This window comes from Pseudomonas sp. B329 (genome assembly GCF_023127835.1).
Taxonomy (GTDB): Bacteria; Pseudomonadota; Gammaproteobacteria; order Pseudomonadales; family Pseudomonadaceae; genus Aquipseudomonas; species Aquipseudomonas synxantha_A.
Window position 1 is genome coordinate 332,054 of record NZ_SPKP01000011.1, and the last position, 15,941, is coordinate 347,994.

10 protein-coding genes are annotated in these 15,941 nt (G+C 60.5%); 6 read left to right on the forward strand and 4 right to left on the reverse strand.

Annotated features, from left to right (window positions below):
- Positions 1-272: 272 nt before the first annotated feature.
- From xdhA to guaD, 4 genes are all read left to right on the forward strand, one after another.
- Positions 273-1,721, forward strand: a complete 1,449-nt coding sequence (gene xdhA, locus E4P00_RS07950) for a xanthine dehydrogenase small subunit (RefSeq protein WP_248131121.1) — start codon at positions 273-275, stop codon at positions 1,719-1,721.
- Positions 1,714-4,113 (forward strand): xanthine dehydrogenase molybdopterin binding subunit, encoded by a 2,400-nt coding sequence (gene xdhB / locus E4P00_RS07955; RefSeq protein WP_078822048.1) that lies wholly within the window; start codon positions 1,714-1,716, stop codon positions 4,111-4,113. The genes xdhA and xdhB overlap by 8 nt, the downstream gene beginning before the upstream one ends.
- A 123-nt stretch (positions 4,114-4,236) precedes the next feature.
- A complete protein-coding gene (gene xdhC / locus E4P00_RS07960) occupies positions 4,237-5,079 on the forward strand; it encodes a xanthine dehydrogenase accessory protein XdhC (RefSeq protein ID WP_103733630.1) in 843 nt (280 codons plus the stop codon).
- A gap of 7 nt (positions 5,080-5,086) precedes the next feature.
- Positions 5,087-6,391 (forward strand): guanine deaminase, encoded by a 1,305-nt coding sequence (gene guaD, locus E4P00_RS07965; RefSeq protein ID WP_032879939.1) that lies wholly within the window; start codon positions 5,087-5,089, stop codon positions 6,389-6,391.
- Between the two features lie 139 nt (positions 6,392-6,530).
- Here the strand turns inward: guaD and E4P00_RS07970 are convergent, their stop codons facing one another.
- Complete coding sequence (locus E4P00_RS07970; protein WP_056845646.1) at positions 6,531-7,295, reverse strand: GntR family transcriptional regulator; 765 nt, start codon at positions 7,293-7,295, stop codon at positions 6,531-6,533.
- 244 nt (positions 7,296-7,539) lie between these two features.
- On the opposite strand from E4P00_RS07970, the gene E4P00_RS07975 reads away from it, so the two are divergent.
- Positions 7,540-8,730 carry a benzoate/H(+) symporter BenE family transporter gene (locus E4P00_RS07975; protein ID WP_032879937.1) on the forward strand — a complete coding sequence of 397 codons (1,191 nt, stop codon included), beginning with the start codon at positions 7,540-7,542 and terminating at the stop codon, positions 8,728-8,730.
- Positions 8,731-8,767: 37 nt separating this feature from the next.
- Here E4P00_RS07975 and E4P00_RS07980 read toward each other — a convergent pair whose 3' ends face one another.
- Positions 8,768-9,112 carry a YggL family protein gene (locus tag E4P00_RS07980; protein ID WP_003193255.1) on the reverse strand — a complete coding sequence of 115 codons (345 nt, stop codon included), beginning with the start codon at positions 9,110-9,112 and terminating at the stop codon, positions 8,768-8,770.
- Positions 9,113-9,348: 236 nt separating this feature from the next.
- On the opposite strand from E4P00_RS07980, the gene dacB reads away from it, so the two are divergent.
- Entirely contained in the window at positions 9,349-10,809 is a 1,461-nt protein-coding gene (gene dacB, locus E4P00_RS07985) for a D-alanyl-D-alanine carboxypeptidase/D-alanyl-D-alanine-endopeptidase (protein ID WP_005790339.1), read from the forward strand.
- 81 nt (positions 10,810-10,890) lie between these two features.
- Here the strand turns inward: dacB and E4P00_RS07990 are convergent, their stop codons facing one another.
- Together E4P00_RS07990 and rlmKL are read right to left on the reverse strand one after the other, a co-directional pair.
- Complete coding sequence (locus E4P00_RS07990; protein ID WP_248091969.1) at positions 10,891-13,317, reverse strand: diguanylate cyclase; 2,427 nt, start codon at positions 13,315-13,317, stop codon at positions 10,891-10,893.
- 230 nt (positions 13,318-13,547) lie between these two features.
- A complete protein-coding gene (gene rlmKL, locus E4P00_RS07995; protein ID WP_005790343.1) occupies positions 13,548-15,812 on the reverse strand; it encodes a bifunctional 23S rRNA (guanine(2069)-N(7))-methyltransferase RlmK/23S rRNA (guanine(2445)-N(2))-methyltransferase RlmL in 2,265 nt (754 codons plus the stop codon).
- Between the last annotated feature and the right edge of the window lie 129 nt (positions 15,813-15,941).

Consider the following 15,941-nt stretch of genomic DNA (forward strand, 5'->3'; position numbering starts at 1 on the left):
TTCAAAATCTTCTATCGGTACAAGCGCGGCAGTGTAGCGCATTGGCCCGCTGATGGCGCTACGCCCACCGTGGCGAATTTGGCATGAAATAAGCAACGTTAACAGCCCACACGCCGCCAAAAACACCGGTTCCAGAAGACTGAACCATAATTGAAAGTGTTGCGATCGCATTTTCTTGACCCATAGGTCAGAAAACCATTGACCGAAAAGTCAGACATGACTAGATTCGGCGCAAAGCGGTTAACAACAATAATGAGTCTGCGAGGCCTTCCGTGATCCAGTTTTTACTCAACCAGGAACTCCGTAGCGAGCACGCCCTGGACCCCAACCTGACCGTGCTCAACTATCTGCGTGAGCATGTGGGCAAATCCGGTACCAAGGAAGGCTGCGCCAGCGGCGACTGCGGTGCGTGCACGGTGGTGGTCGGTGAGCTGCATACCGATGGCCAAGGCACCGAGCAGATTCGTTACCGCAGCCTCAACTCCTGCCTGACTTTCGTGTCGTCGCTGCACGGCAAACAACTGATCAGCGTTGAAGATCTCAAGCACCAGGGCCAACTGCACAGCGTGCAACAGGCCATGGTTGAGTGCCATGGCTCGCAGTGCGGCTTTTGCACCCCGGGTTTCGTGATGTCGTTGTTTGCCCTGCAAAAGAACAGCGACGCCCCCGACAGCCACAAAGCCCATGAAGCCCTGGCCGGCAACCTGTGCCGCTGCACAGGTTATCGCCCGATCCTGGCCGCCGCCGAACAAGCCTGCTGCAACAAGCCTCAGGATCAGTTCGACTGCCGCGAGGCCGACACCATCGCCCGCCTTAAAAGCATCGCGCCCACTCAGACCGGCGAGCTCAACAGCGGTGACAAACGCTGCCTGGTGCCCTTGACCGTCGCCGACCTGGCCGACCTCTACGACGCCTATCCGCAAGCCCGCCTGCTGGCCGGCGGCACCGACCTGGCGCTGGAAGTGACCCAGTTCCACCGCACCCTGCCGGTGATGATCTACGTCGGCAACATTGAAGACATGAAGCGCATCGAACATTTCGACGACCGCCTGGAGATCGGCGCGGCCACCGTTCTCTCCGATTGCTACACCGCGCTACACCATGAATACCCGGACTTCGGCGAACTGCTGCAGCGCTTCGCCTCCCTGCAAATCCGCAACCAGGGCACCCTGGGCGGCAATATCGGCAACGCCTCACCGATTGGGGATTCGCCGCCACTGTTGATTGCGCTCGGCGCCCAGATCGTACTGTGCAAAGGCAACACCCGCCGCACGCTGGCGCTGGAAGACTATTTCATCGATTACCGTGTCACCGCCCGCCAGGACAGCGAGTTCATCGAGAAGATCATCGTGCCCAAGGGCCACGCACTGTTCCGTGCCTATAAGGTGTCCAAGCGCCTGGACGATGATATTTGCGCCGTGTGCGCGGCGTTCAACCTGAACATCGACAACGGTGTGATCAGCGCGGCGCGCGTTGCCTTCGGCGGCATGGCTGCCACACCAAAACGCGCAAAAAGTTGCGAGGCCGCGCTGGTGGGCGCCATCTGGAACTCGGCCACGGTCGAGAAAGCCTGCGCCGCCCTGGCACAGGACTTCACCCCGCTGTCGGACTTCCGCGCCAGCAAGGAATATCGCCTGCTCAGCGCGCAGAACCTGCTGCGCAAATACTTCATCGAACTGCAAACGCCGCACATCGAGACTCGGGTGACCGCTTATGTCTAACCATCACGCCGTCGTAAAGACCCAGGCCGAACTTGCCGAACTGTTTGCCCAGGATCTCACCTCCGGGGTCGGGCGCAGCGTCAAGCATGACAGCGCCGCCAAGCACGTCAGCGGCGAAGCGCAGTACATCGATGACCGCCTGGAATTTCCCAACCAGTTGCACCTGTATGCGCGCCTGTCCGACCGTGCCCACGCCCGCATCCTCAGTATCGACACTGCGCCCTGCTACGCCTTCGACGGCGTGCGCATTGCGATTACCCACGAAGATGTACCGGGCCTGAAAGACATCGGACCGTTGATGCCCGGCGACCCATTGCTGGCCATCGACACTGTGCAGTTCGTCGGCCAGGTGGTGCTGGCTGTGGCGGCCCGTGACCTGGAGACCGCGCGCAAGGCGGCGATGGCGGCAGTGATCGAATACGAAGACCTGGAGCCAGTGCTGGATGTGGTCGAGGCCTTTCGCAACAAGCATTTCGTGCTCGACAGCCACACGCACCAACGCGGCGATTCGGCGTCTGCGCTGGCGAGTGCCAAGCACCGTATCCAGGGGACCCTGCATATCGGCGGCCAGGAACACTTCTATCTGGAAACCCAGATCTCTTCGGTAATGCCCACCGAAGACGGCGGCATGATCGTCTATTGCTCTACGCAAAACCCCACCGAAGTGCAGAAGCTGGTGGCCGAAGTGCTTGACGTGTCAATGAACAAGATTGTCGTGGACATGCGTCGCATGGGCGGCGGGTTCGGCGGCAAGGAAACCCAGGCCGCCAGCCCCGCCTGCCTGTGCGCGGTGGTAGCACGCTTGACCGGCCAGCCGACCAAGATGCGTTTGCCGCGGGTTGAAGACATGCTGATGACGGGCAAGCGTCACCCGTTCTATATCGAGTACGACGTGGGCTTCGACGACAACGGTCGCCTGCACGGGATCAACCTGGAACTGGCGGGTAACTGCGGCTGTTCGCCAGACCTGTCCAACTCGATTGTCGACCGCGCCATGTTCCACGCCGACAATTCGTATTACCTGGGCGATGCGACGGTCAACGGCCATCGCTGCAAGACCAACACGGCCTCCAACACCGCCTATCGCGGCTTCGGCGGCCCCCAAGGCATGGTCGCCATCGAGGAAGTGATGGACGCCATCGCCCGCCATTTAGGCCAAGACCCACTGGCGGTACGCAAGGCCAACTACTACGGCAAGACCGAGCGCAACGTCACCCACTACTACCAGACCGTCGAGCACAACATGCTCGAAGAGATGACCGCCGAACTCGAAGCCAGCAGCCAATATGCCGAACGCCGCGAAGCGATCCGCCTGTATAACGCCCACAGCCCGATCCTGAAAAAGGGCCTGGCGCTGACCCCGGTGAAATTCGGCATTTCTTTCACCGCAAGCTTCCTGAATCAGGCCGGCGCGCTGATTCATATCTACACAGACGGCAGCATCCACCTGAACCACGGTGGCACCGAGATGGGCCAGGGCCTGAATACCAAGGTCGCGCAAGTAGTGGCGGAAGTGTTCCAGGTGGACATCGACCGCGTGCAGATCACCGCCACCAACACCGACAAGGTGCCCAACACCTCGCCCACTGCCGCTTCCAGCGGCGCCGACCTGAACGGCAAGGCGGCACAGAATGCCGCCGAGACCATCAAGCAGCGCCTGGTGGAGTTCGCTGCGCGCAAGTACGACGTCAGTGAGGCGGACGTAGAGTTCCGCAACGGCCATGTGCGTGTACGCGAGCAGATCCTGACGTTCGAAGCGTTGATCCAGCAGGCGTATTTCGGCCAGGTCTCGCTGTCGAGCACCGGTTTCTACAAGACCCCGAAAATCTTTTACGACCGCAGCCAGTCGCGCGGACGACCGTTCTACTACTACGCGTTCGGCGCCGCGTGTTGCGAAGTGATCGTCGACACCCTGACCGGCGAATACAAGATGCTGCGCACCGACATCCTCCACGATGTGGGCGCTTCGTTGAACCCGGCCATCGACATCGGCCAGGTCGAAGGCGGCTTTATCCAGGGCATGGGTTGGCTGACCATGGAAGAACTGGTGTGGAACAACAAGGGCAAGCTCATGACTAACGGCCCGGCCAGCTACAAGATCCCGGCCGTAGCGGACATGCCGTTGGACCTGCGGGTGAAACTGGTGGAGAACCGCAAGAACCCTGAAGACACGGTGTTCCATTCCAAGGCCGTGGGTGAGCCGCCGTTCATGCTCGGGATTGCATCGTGGTGCGCGATCAAGGACGCGGTGGCGAGTTTGGCGGACTATCGCCAGCAACCAAAGATTGATGCGCCGGCCACGCCCGAGCGGGTGTTATGGGGGTGTGAGCAGATGCGGCAGTTGCGGGCGGCGAAGGCTGTCGAGGCTGACACTGAATTGGCTTCGCTCTAGACCCAGGCGCTGCCATCGCGGGCAAGCCCGGCTCCCACATTTTGAGGTGCTAACCCGATCAAATGTGGGAGCTGGCTTGCCTGCGATAGCGGCCGAACTAACAGCAGAAATGTTGAGGTAGACATGGACAACTGGATCAGCGCCCTCGCCACCCTGCAAAACCAGGGCGAACCCTGCGTACTGGTGACCATCATCGAAGAGCTGGGCTCCACGCCACGTAATGCCGGTTCCAAGATGGTGATCAGCGCCGCGCGCACCTTCGACACCATCGGCGGCGGGCACCTGGAATACAAGGCAATGCAGCTCGCTCGCGACATGCTCGTGCGCGGCCAGCAAACCACTCATCTGGAGCGCTTCAGCCTCGGCGCGAGCCTGGGCCAGTGCTGCGGTGGCGTGGCGGTATTGCTGTTCGAACCCATGGGCCAGGTGCAGGCGCAGATCGCGGTGTTTGGCGCCGGCCATGTCGGGCGTGCGCTGGTGCCGTTACTGGCAAGCTTGCCCTGCCGCGTACGCTGGATCGATTCCCGTGAGCAGGAGTTTCCGGAGCACATCCCGCAAGGCGTGCGTAAAATCGTCAGTGAAGAACCGGTCGATGAAATTGCCGACCTGCCCGCGGGCAGTTACTGCATCGTCATGACCCACAATCACGCGCTGGACCTGGAACTCACCGCCGCCCTGCTCAAGCGCAATGACTTCGCCTACTTCGGCCTGATCGGCTCGAAAACCAAGCGCGTCAAATTCGAACACCGCCTGCGTGACCGCGGCTTCGACACCGCACGGTTGCAACGCATGCGCTGCCCCATGGGCCTCACCGAGGTGAAGGGCAAGTTGCCGGTAGAGATCGCCATCTCCATCGCCGGCGAAATCATCGCCACCTATAACGCCAATTTCGGCCAGCACACTGCCGGCGCCGAACCCATTGCCAAACTGCTGCCGGCTTCGCGCCGCAGCCAAGCTATCAATTGAGATAACCATGCCTTTGACTCGCAAAGCCTACCGCGCCGCCATCCTGCACAGCATCGACGACCCTGCCATCGTTGGCATCGACGCCTCCTACGAGTATTTCGAAGACGGCCTGCTGGTGATCGATAACGGCCAGATCAGTGCGCTCGGCCACGCCAGCGACCTGCTGCCGACGCTGCCCGCCGACATCGACATCACGCACTACCAGGACGCATTGATCACCCCCGGCCTGATCGACACCCATATCCATCTGCCGCAAACCGGCATGGTCGGCGCCTACGGCGAGCAATTGCTGGATTGGCTCAACACCTACACCTTCCCCTGTGAAAGCCAGTTCGCCGACAAGGCCCACGCCGATAACGTCGCGGATATCTTCATCAAGGAGTTGCTGCGCAACGGCACCACCACCGCACTGGTCTTCGGCAGCGTACACCCGCAATCGGTGAACTCGTTTTTTGAAGCGGCCGAGAAACTCGACCTGCGCATGATCGCCGGCAAAGTGATGATGGACCGCAACGCGCCGGACTACCTGACCGACACACCTGAATCCGGCTATCAGGAAAGCAAGGCGTTGATCGAACGCTGGCACGGCAAAGGCCGCCTGCATTATGCCGTTACGCCACGCTTCGCCCCCACCAGCACGCCTGAGCAACTGGCGCTGGCCGGGCAATTGCTGGGCGAATACCCAGATCTGTACATGCAGACCCACATCAGTGAGAACAAGCAGGAAGTCGAGTGGGTAAACGAGCTGTTTCCCGAGCGCAACGGCTACCTGGACGTGTACGACCATTACAAACTGCTCGGCGAGCGCTCGGTGTTTGCCCACGGCGTGCACCTGTGTGACGACGAATGCGCACGGCTGGCGGAGACCGGCTCGGCGGTGGCGTTCTGCCCAACGTCGAACTTCTTCCTCGGCAGTGGGTTGTTCAACTTGCCGATGGCCGAGAAACACAAATTGAACGTAGGCCTGGGCACCGACGTGGGCGGCGGCACCAGCTTCTCGCTCCTGCAAACACTGAATGAAGCCTATAAGGTCATGCAGTTGCAGGGAGCGCGGTTGAGCCCGTTCAAGTCGCTCTATCTGGCGACCCTGGGCGGTGCGCGCGCGTTGCGTCTGGAAGACAGGATCGGCACATTGCAGCCGGGGACGGATGCGGACTTCCTGGTGCTGGACTACAACGCCACGCCACTGCTCAGCTATCGCTTGAAGCAGGCCAATAACATTGCCGAGACGTTGTTTGTGCTGATGACGCTGGGGGATGATCGGGCAGTGTTGCAAACCTATGCAGCCGGCCAGCTGGTGCACCAGCGCTGATCTCAGAGACACCACAAAACCAATGTGGGAGGGGGCTTGCTCCCGATAGCGGTGTGTCAGTCAGCCTATCTGCTCCTGACACTCTGCTATCGGGAGCAAGCCCCCTCCCACATTTTTGTCCCCCAGTGAATCAGGGCGATTACAGTTTTACCGAAGAGCGCCCAGGCTTCCTGGTCTGCAACAAATGCGAAAACACCGCATGCAAATCATCCGACGCGCTCTCTTCATCGAGGTTGAGCTTGCTGTCGATATGATCCATATGATGCATCATCAAGTTCACCGCCAGCACCGCATCGCGGGCTTCGATCGCGTCGATCAACTGGGTGTGCTCATCGTAGGAACAGTGCGAGCGGTTGCCGCTTTCGTACTGGGCGATGATCAATGAGGTCTGGGACACCAGGCTGCGCTGGAAGCTGATCAACGGCGCGTTCTTGGCCGCTTCGGCCAGTTTCAGGTGGAACTCGCCCGAAAGACGGATACCGGCACCGCGATCACCGCGGGAGAAACTGTCGCGCTCGTCATTGACCATCTGGCGCAACTCGGCCAATTGCTCAGCGGTAGCGTGCTGCACCGCCAACTCCGTGATCGCTCGCTCCACCAGACGCCGGGCCATGAACACCTGGCGCGCTTCTTCCACACTGGGGCTGGCAACCACTGCGCCGCGATTGGGCCGCAGCAGTACCACGCCTTCATGGGCCAGGCGCGACAGTGCGCGGCGAATGATGGTGCGGCTAACGCCAAAGATCTCGCCCAGTGCCTCTTCACTCAATTTGGTTCCGGGTGCCAGGCGTTGTTCGAGGATCGCCTCGAAGATATGCGCGTAGACGATATCGTCCTGGGTTCCGCTGCGACCGGTCTTGCCGGCTCGCGGTTGTTTCTTGAGAGGTTGCAACTGTTCGTTCATGGGCACTCGGGTAGGGAGAACGGCGGCGAATTAACGGTAATACGGCAAATTCAAGGTAATACGGCAACTACGGGTCGCTGGCAAGTATCACCTAAAAACAGCGCACATTGTACACAACCCAATGCGCCAACACACTGTACGGCTGTTTGCGGCCCCGGCTGTATTGCAATGACTCGTTACGTTTGAGTTTAGGCTTGAATCTGCGCCGTCACCGGCAAATCCCAGGTAAAAGGAACACCCTTCCATGACCGACGCCACCCAAGCGCCCTTGCGCCCGCTGGCCGACACCTCCCCCTCGGCCATCGTCGCCGGTTTTATCGCCATGATGACCGGCTACACCAGCTCCCTGGTGCTGATGTTCCAGGCCGGCCAAGCCGCCGGTTTGACCACCGCACAGATTTCTTCGTGGATCTGGGCGATTTCCATCGGCATGGCGGTATGCAGCATCGGCCTGTCCCTGCGCTATCGCACACCCATCACCATCGCCTGGTCCACACCCGGCGCGGCGCTGTTGATCACCAGTTTAGGCGGCGTGAGTTATGGCGAAGCCATCGGCGCCTACATCACCTGCGCAGTGCTGGTGACCCTATGCGGGATGACCGGCAGCTTTGAAAAACTGGTCAAGCGCATCCCTGCATCGCTGGCGGCGGCGTTGCTGGCGGGGATCCTGTTCAAGATCGGCAGCGAAATCTTCGTCGCTGCGCAGCATCGCACCGGTCTGGTACTGGGGATGTTTTTCACCTACCTGATCATCAAGCGCCTGTCGCCGCGCTATGCCGTGCTTGCCGCGCTACTGATAGGCACCGCGCTGTCGGGGCTGATGGGGTTGCTGGACTTCAGCGGTTTTCATCTGGAAGTGGCGACGCCCGTATGGACCACGCCGCATTTCTCACTGGCGGCGACCATCAGCATCGGTATCCCGCTGTTTGTGGTGGCCATGACCTCGCAGAACATGCCCGGGGTCGCCGTGCTGCGGGCCGACGGCTACACCGTGCCGGCTTCGCCGCTGATCACCACCACCGGCCTGGCCTCGCTGGTGTTGGCACCGTTCGGCTCCCACGGCATCAACCTGGCGGCGATCAGCGCGGCGATCTGCACCGGGCCGCACGCCCATGAAGACCGCAACAAGCGCTACACCGCTGCGGTGTGGTGTGGGGTGTTCTATGGGATTGCCGGGGTATTCGGCGCCACGCTGGCAGCATTGTTCGCAGCCCTGCCCAAGGAACTGGTGCTTTCGATTGCAGCGCTGGCGTTGTTTGGCTCGATCATCAACGGCCTGAGCATTGCCATGAATGAGCCGAAGGAGCGGGAAGCGGCGCTGATCACCTTTATGGTCACCGCGTCAGGCTTGACGTTGTTTTCCATCGGGTCGGCGTTCTGGGGGATTGTGGCGGGGGTGTTGACGCTGTTGATTCTGAATTGGCGCAAGGCATAAAAAAACGGCGACCCTCAGGTCGCCGTTTTGTTTAGTATCACTTAGCCGCGTTGATCGGCTTTTCCGGATACCACACGTCCAGCAACGGGCTGACTTCAGCCTTGGTCAGCTCGGAACGGGTTTTCAGCCAGGCTTCGACAGCGGCGCGCTGCTCTTCGGACACCGAGCCACGCTTCTGCAGGCAAACCAGACCGTAGTCATCGCCGCCGACATAGCCCAGACCATTGGCTTCCATGGCTTCTTTGATGAATGCTTCGAGGAAAGCGTCGATAGCTTCTTCACTCAGGCCTTCGTTGAAGTCCAGGTTCAGTTCGAAACCCAGCTCTTGAAATTCATCAACGCACAGTTTTTTGCGCAGACGCTGGGAACGGTTAGTCGCCATTGGAACAATCCTCATAAGTAATAACGGGCGGCACTTTAGCAGTTTAAGGCGGCAATTGCCCGACTCTCTGGGACGGGCGGCGCATCGGCCGTTAAAAAAACCTGATTAGCGGCTATCGTTCAGCTACAAGTGAAGCCACCTTGGGGCATAATGCCGACACTTTCGTGACCATTGAGGGATTTTCTTATATACCCCTCGCCTTTTTCACCCTTCTCAGCAGTAGGGTTTTATTTCTTATGATCAAATCGTTGCGTTCTGTATTACTTGCCAGTGTCCTTTTGCCTTTGGCCCTTTCGGCCACTGCCGCCCCCATCAATACTGCCCTGCCCCCCAGCGTCGCGCAGGCCTTGCAGAAAGCCAAACTGCCCAATACCGCGTTGTCTCTGGTAATGCTGCCTCTGAACGGCCCCGGTACGCCAACCGTATTCAATGCCGACGTATCGGTGAACCCGGCCTCTACCATGAAGCTGGTGACCACTTACGCGGCCCTGGAGATGCTCGGCCCCAACCACCAGTGGAAGACCGAGTTCTACACCGACGGCACCCTCAGCGGTGGCGTGTTGCGCGGCAACCTGTACCTCAAGGGCGGCGGCGATCCCAAGCTGAACATGGAAAAGCTCTGGCTGCTGATGCGCGACCTGCGTGCCAATGGCGTGCAGCAGGTCACCGGCGACCTGGTACTGGATCGCAACTTCTTCAACCAGCCGCTGTTGCCTGATTTCAATGACGACGGCAACGACGAGAACAAGCCGTTCCTGGTCAAGCCCGATGCCTTGCTGGTCAACCTCAAGGCCCTGCGCTTCGTGACCCGTAATGATTCGGGACGCGTGATCGTGTCGGTCGAACCGCCGATTGCCAGCATTCGCATCGACAACCAGGTGAAAGTCACCAACGCCAAACAGTGCACCGGTGACGTGCGTTACAACCCGGTGACCGCCGCCGACGGCAGTGTGACCGTGACCGTCAGCGGCCAACTGGCTGATGGCTGCAGCTCGCAGACTTACCTGTCACTGCTCGACCACGCCACCTACACCGCCGGCGCCGTGCGTGCGATCTGGAAGGAGCTGGGCGGCACCATCCAGGGCCGCGATATCCAGGCGCCAGTGCCCAAGGATGCCAAGGTGCTGGCCCGCGCATTCTCGCCGGACCTGGCGGAAATCATTCGCGACATCAACAAATACAGCAACAACACCATGGCCCAGCAATTGTTCCTGAGCCTGGGCGCGCAATTTCGCAACGATGCCGATGGCGACGATGCCAAGGCCGCGCAACGCGTCGTGCGCCAATGGCTGGCCAAAAAAGGCATCACCGCACCGCACCTGGTAATGGAGAACGGCTCCGGCCTGTCCCGCGCCGAACGGGTCAGCGCTCGCGAAATGGCGGCCATGCTGCAAGCCGCCTGGAAAAGCCCCTACGCGGCGGAGTACATCAGCTCGATGCCAATCGCCGGCACTGACGGCACCATGCGTAAACGCCTGAAGACCACAGCGATGCGCGGCGAAGCTCATGTGAAGACCGGTACCCTGAACACCGTGCGCGCCATCGCCGGGTTCAGCCGTGACAACAATGGCAACACTTGGGCGGTGGTGGCGATTCTCAACGACTCCAAGCCTTGGGGCGCGTCATCGGTGTTGGACCAGGTGCTCCTGGACCTGTATCGCCAGCCGAAGGCCGTTGCAGCCGCGCCGGTTCTGTAAAGCATCACACTACCCTGCAGAAGCGAGCTTGCTCGCGAAAAACGTCAACGATCACGCGTGTTTCCTGAGTACACGCGGCGTCTATGGTTTTTTCGCGAGCAAGCTCGCTCCTACAGTCAGTAGGGCTTGCTCGCTCCCACACGCCTCGACCCGGTCCCTGCCCGCCTGCTTGGCCACATACACTGCCGAATCAGCGCGCAGCAGCAACCCATCGATATCTTCATCGGTCCGCCAACTGGCTACGCCAAAGCTGGCAGTGACGATGCCCACCGGTTCCATCGGCGTATCGCGCAACGACTGCCACAACTGAGTTGCCAGGCTATAGGCCTGGGCACCATTGGTACTTGGGCACAGCACCACGAATTCTTCCCCACCCAGGCGGCAAAACACGTCGGTACGGCGCAAGCGCTGGCCTATGCGCTTGCACAACTCCTGCAACACCCCGTCGCCCACGGCGTGACCATGCTGGTCGTTGATGCGCTTGAAGTGATCGATATCGAGCATGATCAACGACAGTGCACCCGAGGTGCGGTTGATCCGCAGCATCTCGCCCTTGAGCCGATCCTGAAAATAACGACGGTTATAGATGCCCGTCAGAGAGTCAGTGATGGAAAGCGCGCGCAGTTCTTCCTCGACCCGTTTGAGATCGGAAATATCCGACACATAACCGTGCCAAAGCGTACCGCCTCCAGGTAACTCTTCAGGTGTCGCTTCGCCGCGAATCCAGCGCAAGCCTCGCTGAGGCAACTGCACGCGATATTCTTCGCGCCAATGGCTCAGTTGCAACGCCGACAAACGTATCGAGGCACGCACTCGCTCAATGTCCAAGGGGTGAATGCGTTCCAGCACCTTGCCTGCATCCTGCTGTAATGCGCCAAGTTCGATTTCATAGATATCGCGCATACCTTCGCTGGCGTAAATGAAACGCCCATTGCCCTGCAGGTCCTGGGTGAACTGGAAAATCCCGCCAGGCACATGAGCACTGAGTTTTTTCAGCAGACGGTCCCGGGCGGCCAGGGCTTCATAGGCGCGCTTTTGCTCGGTGATATCCAGGTAAATTGCCAAGTGCCCGACCCACAGGCCAAAGTCGTCCAGGAGCACGGTGGCCAGCATGTTGACCGTCAGTTGGGTACCGTCCTTGCGCACCAGCGTCCACTCGCGAGCTTCATGCAGGCTGTCAGGGCTCTCCACCAGCATTGCCTGGCTCGGCGCAATACGCTTGCCTAGCGCCAGGCTCAACGGCGCAGCCCGCGCTTCGAGTTCCACGGCCAGGTGCAGGCTTTCCAGGGTCAGGCGACCCAGCACCTCTTCGGCCTTGAAACCCAACATCTGTTCGGCGCCAGCATTGAAGGTGTTGATCACACCGCGCAAATCGGTGGCGATGATCGCGACCTGAGTCGCCGCATTCAGCACACTGCGTAATTGCCCGTGAGCCCCGCGCAACTCTTGCTCACGCAAGCGCAACTGCACGGTGCGCTGTTCCACCAGTTTCAGCGCACGCTGGCGCTGGCTGACCAGCACGTAGAGCAAGGCACTGAGCAAGGCGCTGAGCAGCACACCCATGCCCAGAATGGTGTTCATCGAGGAATGATTCGCCTTGTCGAACACCTCGCTGGCACGCAGGCTCAGGGCATAGACGTGATCGCCAAGGGTAAGGCGGCGTGTCGCCGTCAGGTCGCTGTTGCCCACCGTATTGCTGGATGCATACAACACCCGTTGCTGCGTATCGGAAGTGTCAACGATCTGCATGACCAGATTGTCGCGATTCGGTTTGGGCAACCCATCGGCCACCAGTTGGCGCATGCTGAGCACCGCCATGACAAAGCCGTAGGGCTCGCTGCCAACGGCTTTGCTCACTGGCGCCACCAGCAGCACGCCGGCCGCGTAGGCAGGCTCCACGCCCACCAATTGCATGGGCTGTGACACTGCCGGCCTGGCGTTTTTTTGCGCACGCTCCAGGGCTGAACGGCGCAAGGGCTGGGCCAGCAGGTCAAAACCCAAGGGCGAACCCAACAAGCTCTGCGTCTGGCTGTACAACACCGGTACGTATTCATCGCGCTCGGGCGCGGGCGCCAACTCACCCAAGCCATTGAGTTCACGGATGCTGAAAGGGATGCCACGCTGACGGGAAATCTCTCGCTCGAACGCCCTGCGCTGCTCACGAAATATGCGCGGTGCCCAGGCGTAGGCACGCGCATTGAGCAACAGAGGCTGGGCGAAGCCGTCGAACTCGGCACGGGAGACATCGCCAGAGTTGATGAAGAAACGCTGCAGGCTACCCAGGCGCAACTCCTGATCCTCAAAACGCTCCTGGATGCGGGTGTAGCGCTCATTGACCAGCAACTGGAAACGCTGGCGCACCTGTTGCTGATACAGGTCGGCAGTCGCCCACGCGACAACCATCGTCAACGCGCTGCCAGCCAACAACACCACCAATGCCACCAGCCAAGCCGACGCCTGTTCACTGATAAAACCAAGGATTTTCGGGCGGACAGCTTGCATCGGCATAGGCAACACTCACAACGCCAGTGTGCGGGGGTGTCACGTTGGCTGGGGTTTAAGTTATAGCCATTGGTCGGGTGTTTGACCAGCCTAAAAACTGCAGGGGCTTAATGTGGGAGGGGGCTTGCTCCCGATAGCGGTGGATCAGCCAATACATGGGTGACTGATTCTCTGCTATCGGGAGCAAGCCCCCTCCCACACTGGATACTCAGCGCATTCAGAACTGCTGATATTAATCAGCGGGCAGTGATTTTCCAGGCCCGGTGGATCTTCGCATTGCGCGCAAAATCCGGGTCGATGGTCTTGTCGCTGATCTCTTCGACCGCATAGCGTTCGCTGAGGTTGTCTTCCAACTGGAACTTGCGGAAGTTGTTGGAGAAGTACAGCACGCCACCCGGCGCCAGGCGTGCCATGGCCAGGTCGAGCAACTGCACGTGGTCACGCTGCACGTCGAAGATACCTTCCATGCGCTTGGAGTTGGAGAAGGTCGGCGGGTCGATGAAAATCATATCGAACTCATCGCGACTGGCCTCCAGCCACGCCATGACATCACCTTGCTCCAGGCGGTTCTTGTCGGAGAAACCATTGAGGGAGAAGTTGCGACGCGCCCAGTCCAGATAGGTTTTGGACAGGTCGACGCTGGTGGTGCTGCGCGCTCCACCCTTGGCAGCATGGACGCTGGCGGTGGCGGTGTAGCAATACAGGTTGAGGAAGCGCTTGCCGGCCGCTTCTTTCTGGATGCGCATACGCATCGGGCGGTGGTCGAGGAACAGGCCGGTATCCAGGTAGTCGGTGAGGTTGACCAGCAGCTTCACGCCACCTTCGCTGACCTCGGTGAACTTGCCCTGGGCGCTCTGGCGTTCGTATTGCTTGGTGCCGCTCTGACGCTCGCGACGCTTGACCACCACGCGGCTCTTGTCGACGTTCAGGGCCTGGGGAATCGCTGCCAGGGCGTCGAACATGCGCGCCGAGGCTTTTTCCGGGTCGATGGATTTTGGCGCCGCGTATTCCTGCACGTGTACCCAATCGTGGTACAGGTCGATCGCCATGGAGTACTCAGGCATGTCGGCGTCATACACACGATAGCAATCCACCCCTTCGCGCTTGGCCCATTTGCCCAGCAGCTTGAGGTTCTTTTGCAGGCGGTTGGCAAACATCTGCCCGCCTTCGCTCAAGCGCGCCTGTTCGACCACCGGGGCCGGGGCTGGCTTGATCGGGTTGCCGTTCTTGTTGTACTGGCGCTCAACGGGCTCGGTCGGCGCCTGGTCGTAAGCCGCTTGCTCACGCTCAGCCTGGCGCTGCTCCGGCGTGCGACGTTCGCCGGTGACGAACTGATCCGGGTTGACCTTGATCAGCAGCAATTTGCACGGCAACGCGCCGTTCCAGAACGAATACTGTTTGTGGCTGCGGATGCCCATGCGCTTGCCCAGGTCCGGCGCGCCGGTGAACACCGCAGCTTCCCAGCCCATGCAGGCCTGGCGCAGGCGCTCGCCGAGGTTCTGGTAGAGGTACAACAGGCTGGCTTCGTCACCCAGGCGCTCACCGTAGGGTGGGTTGCAGATCACCAGGCCTTTCTGGTTCTGGTCCGGGCGCGGCTCGAACGTGCCCACTTCGCCTTGGTACACCTTGATCCAGTGGCTCAGGCCGGCGCGTTCGATGTTATTGCGGGCGGGTTGAATCAGGCGCGGGTCGGCTTCGTAACCGCGGACCCACAGCGGTGGCTTGTTCATACCAATGGCCGCACGCTCGCTGGCCTCGGTGTGCAGCTTTTTCCACAGCGCCGGGACGTGACCCAGCCACGTGGTGAAACCCCACAGCTCGCGATTGAGGTTGGGGGCCATGTCGGCGGCGATCATCGCGCCTTCAACCAGGAAGGTGCCGACGCCGCACATCGGGTCGGTCAGCGCGCCGCCTTCGGCTGCAATGCGTGGCCAGCCGGCGCGAATCAGGATCGCCGCTGCCAGGTTTTCCTTCAGCGGTGCCGCGCCCTGCTGCAGGCGGTAGCCACGCTGGTGCAGGCTGTGGCCGGAAAGATCCAGGGACAGGATCGCTTCGCCACGGTCCAGGCGCAGGTGAATGCGCAGATCCGGGTTGATCTTGTCGATGGATGGACGCTCGCCGGTTGGGGTGCGCAGCTTGTCGACGATCGCATCCTTGACCTTCAGCGCGCCGAAGTGAGTGTTGTCGATGCCCGAGCCGTGACCGCTGAACTCGACCGCCAGGGTGCCGTCGGGAACCATGTGGTCGGCCCATTCGATATCCAGCACGCCGTGGTAGAGGTCTTCGGCGTCCTTCATCGGGAAGCGCTTGAGTACCAGCAGCACACGGTTGGCCAAGCGTGACCACAGGCACAGGCGGTAGGCGGTTTCCATGTCGGCCATGCCGCGAACGGCCGAGGTGTGCTCGCGGGCGTCCTCAAGGCCAAGCCCGACGGCTTCCTCGATCAGCAGGCCTTCGAGGCCCTTGGGGCAAGTGAGGAAGAGTTCAAAACGGTCCGACATGGGGCATTCCAGGCTTTTCAGCAATAAATGAACGGGCGACGCATCGCCGGCTCGGTTTTCAATCAAGCACTTTTCTTGAAGAGTGCTCGCGTGGCACGAATGTGCCGTCCCACCCCGCTTTCCGGGCCG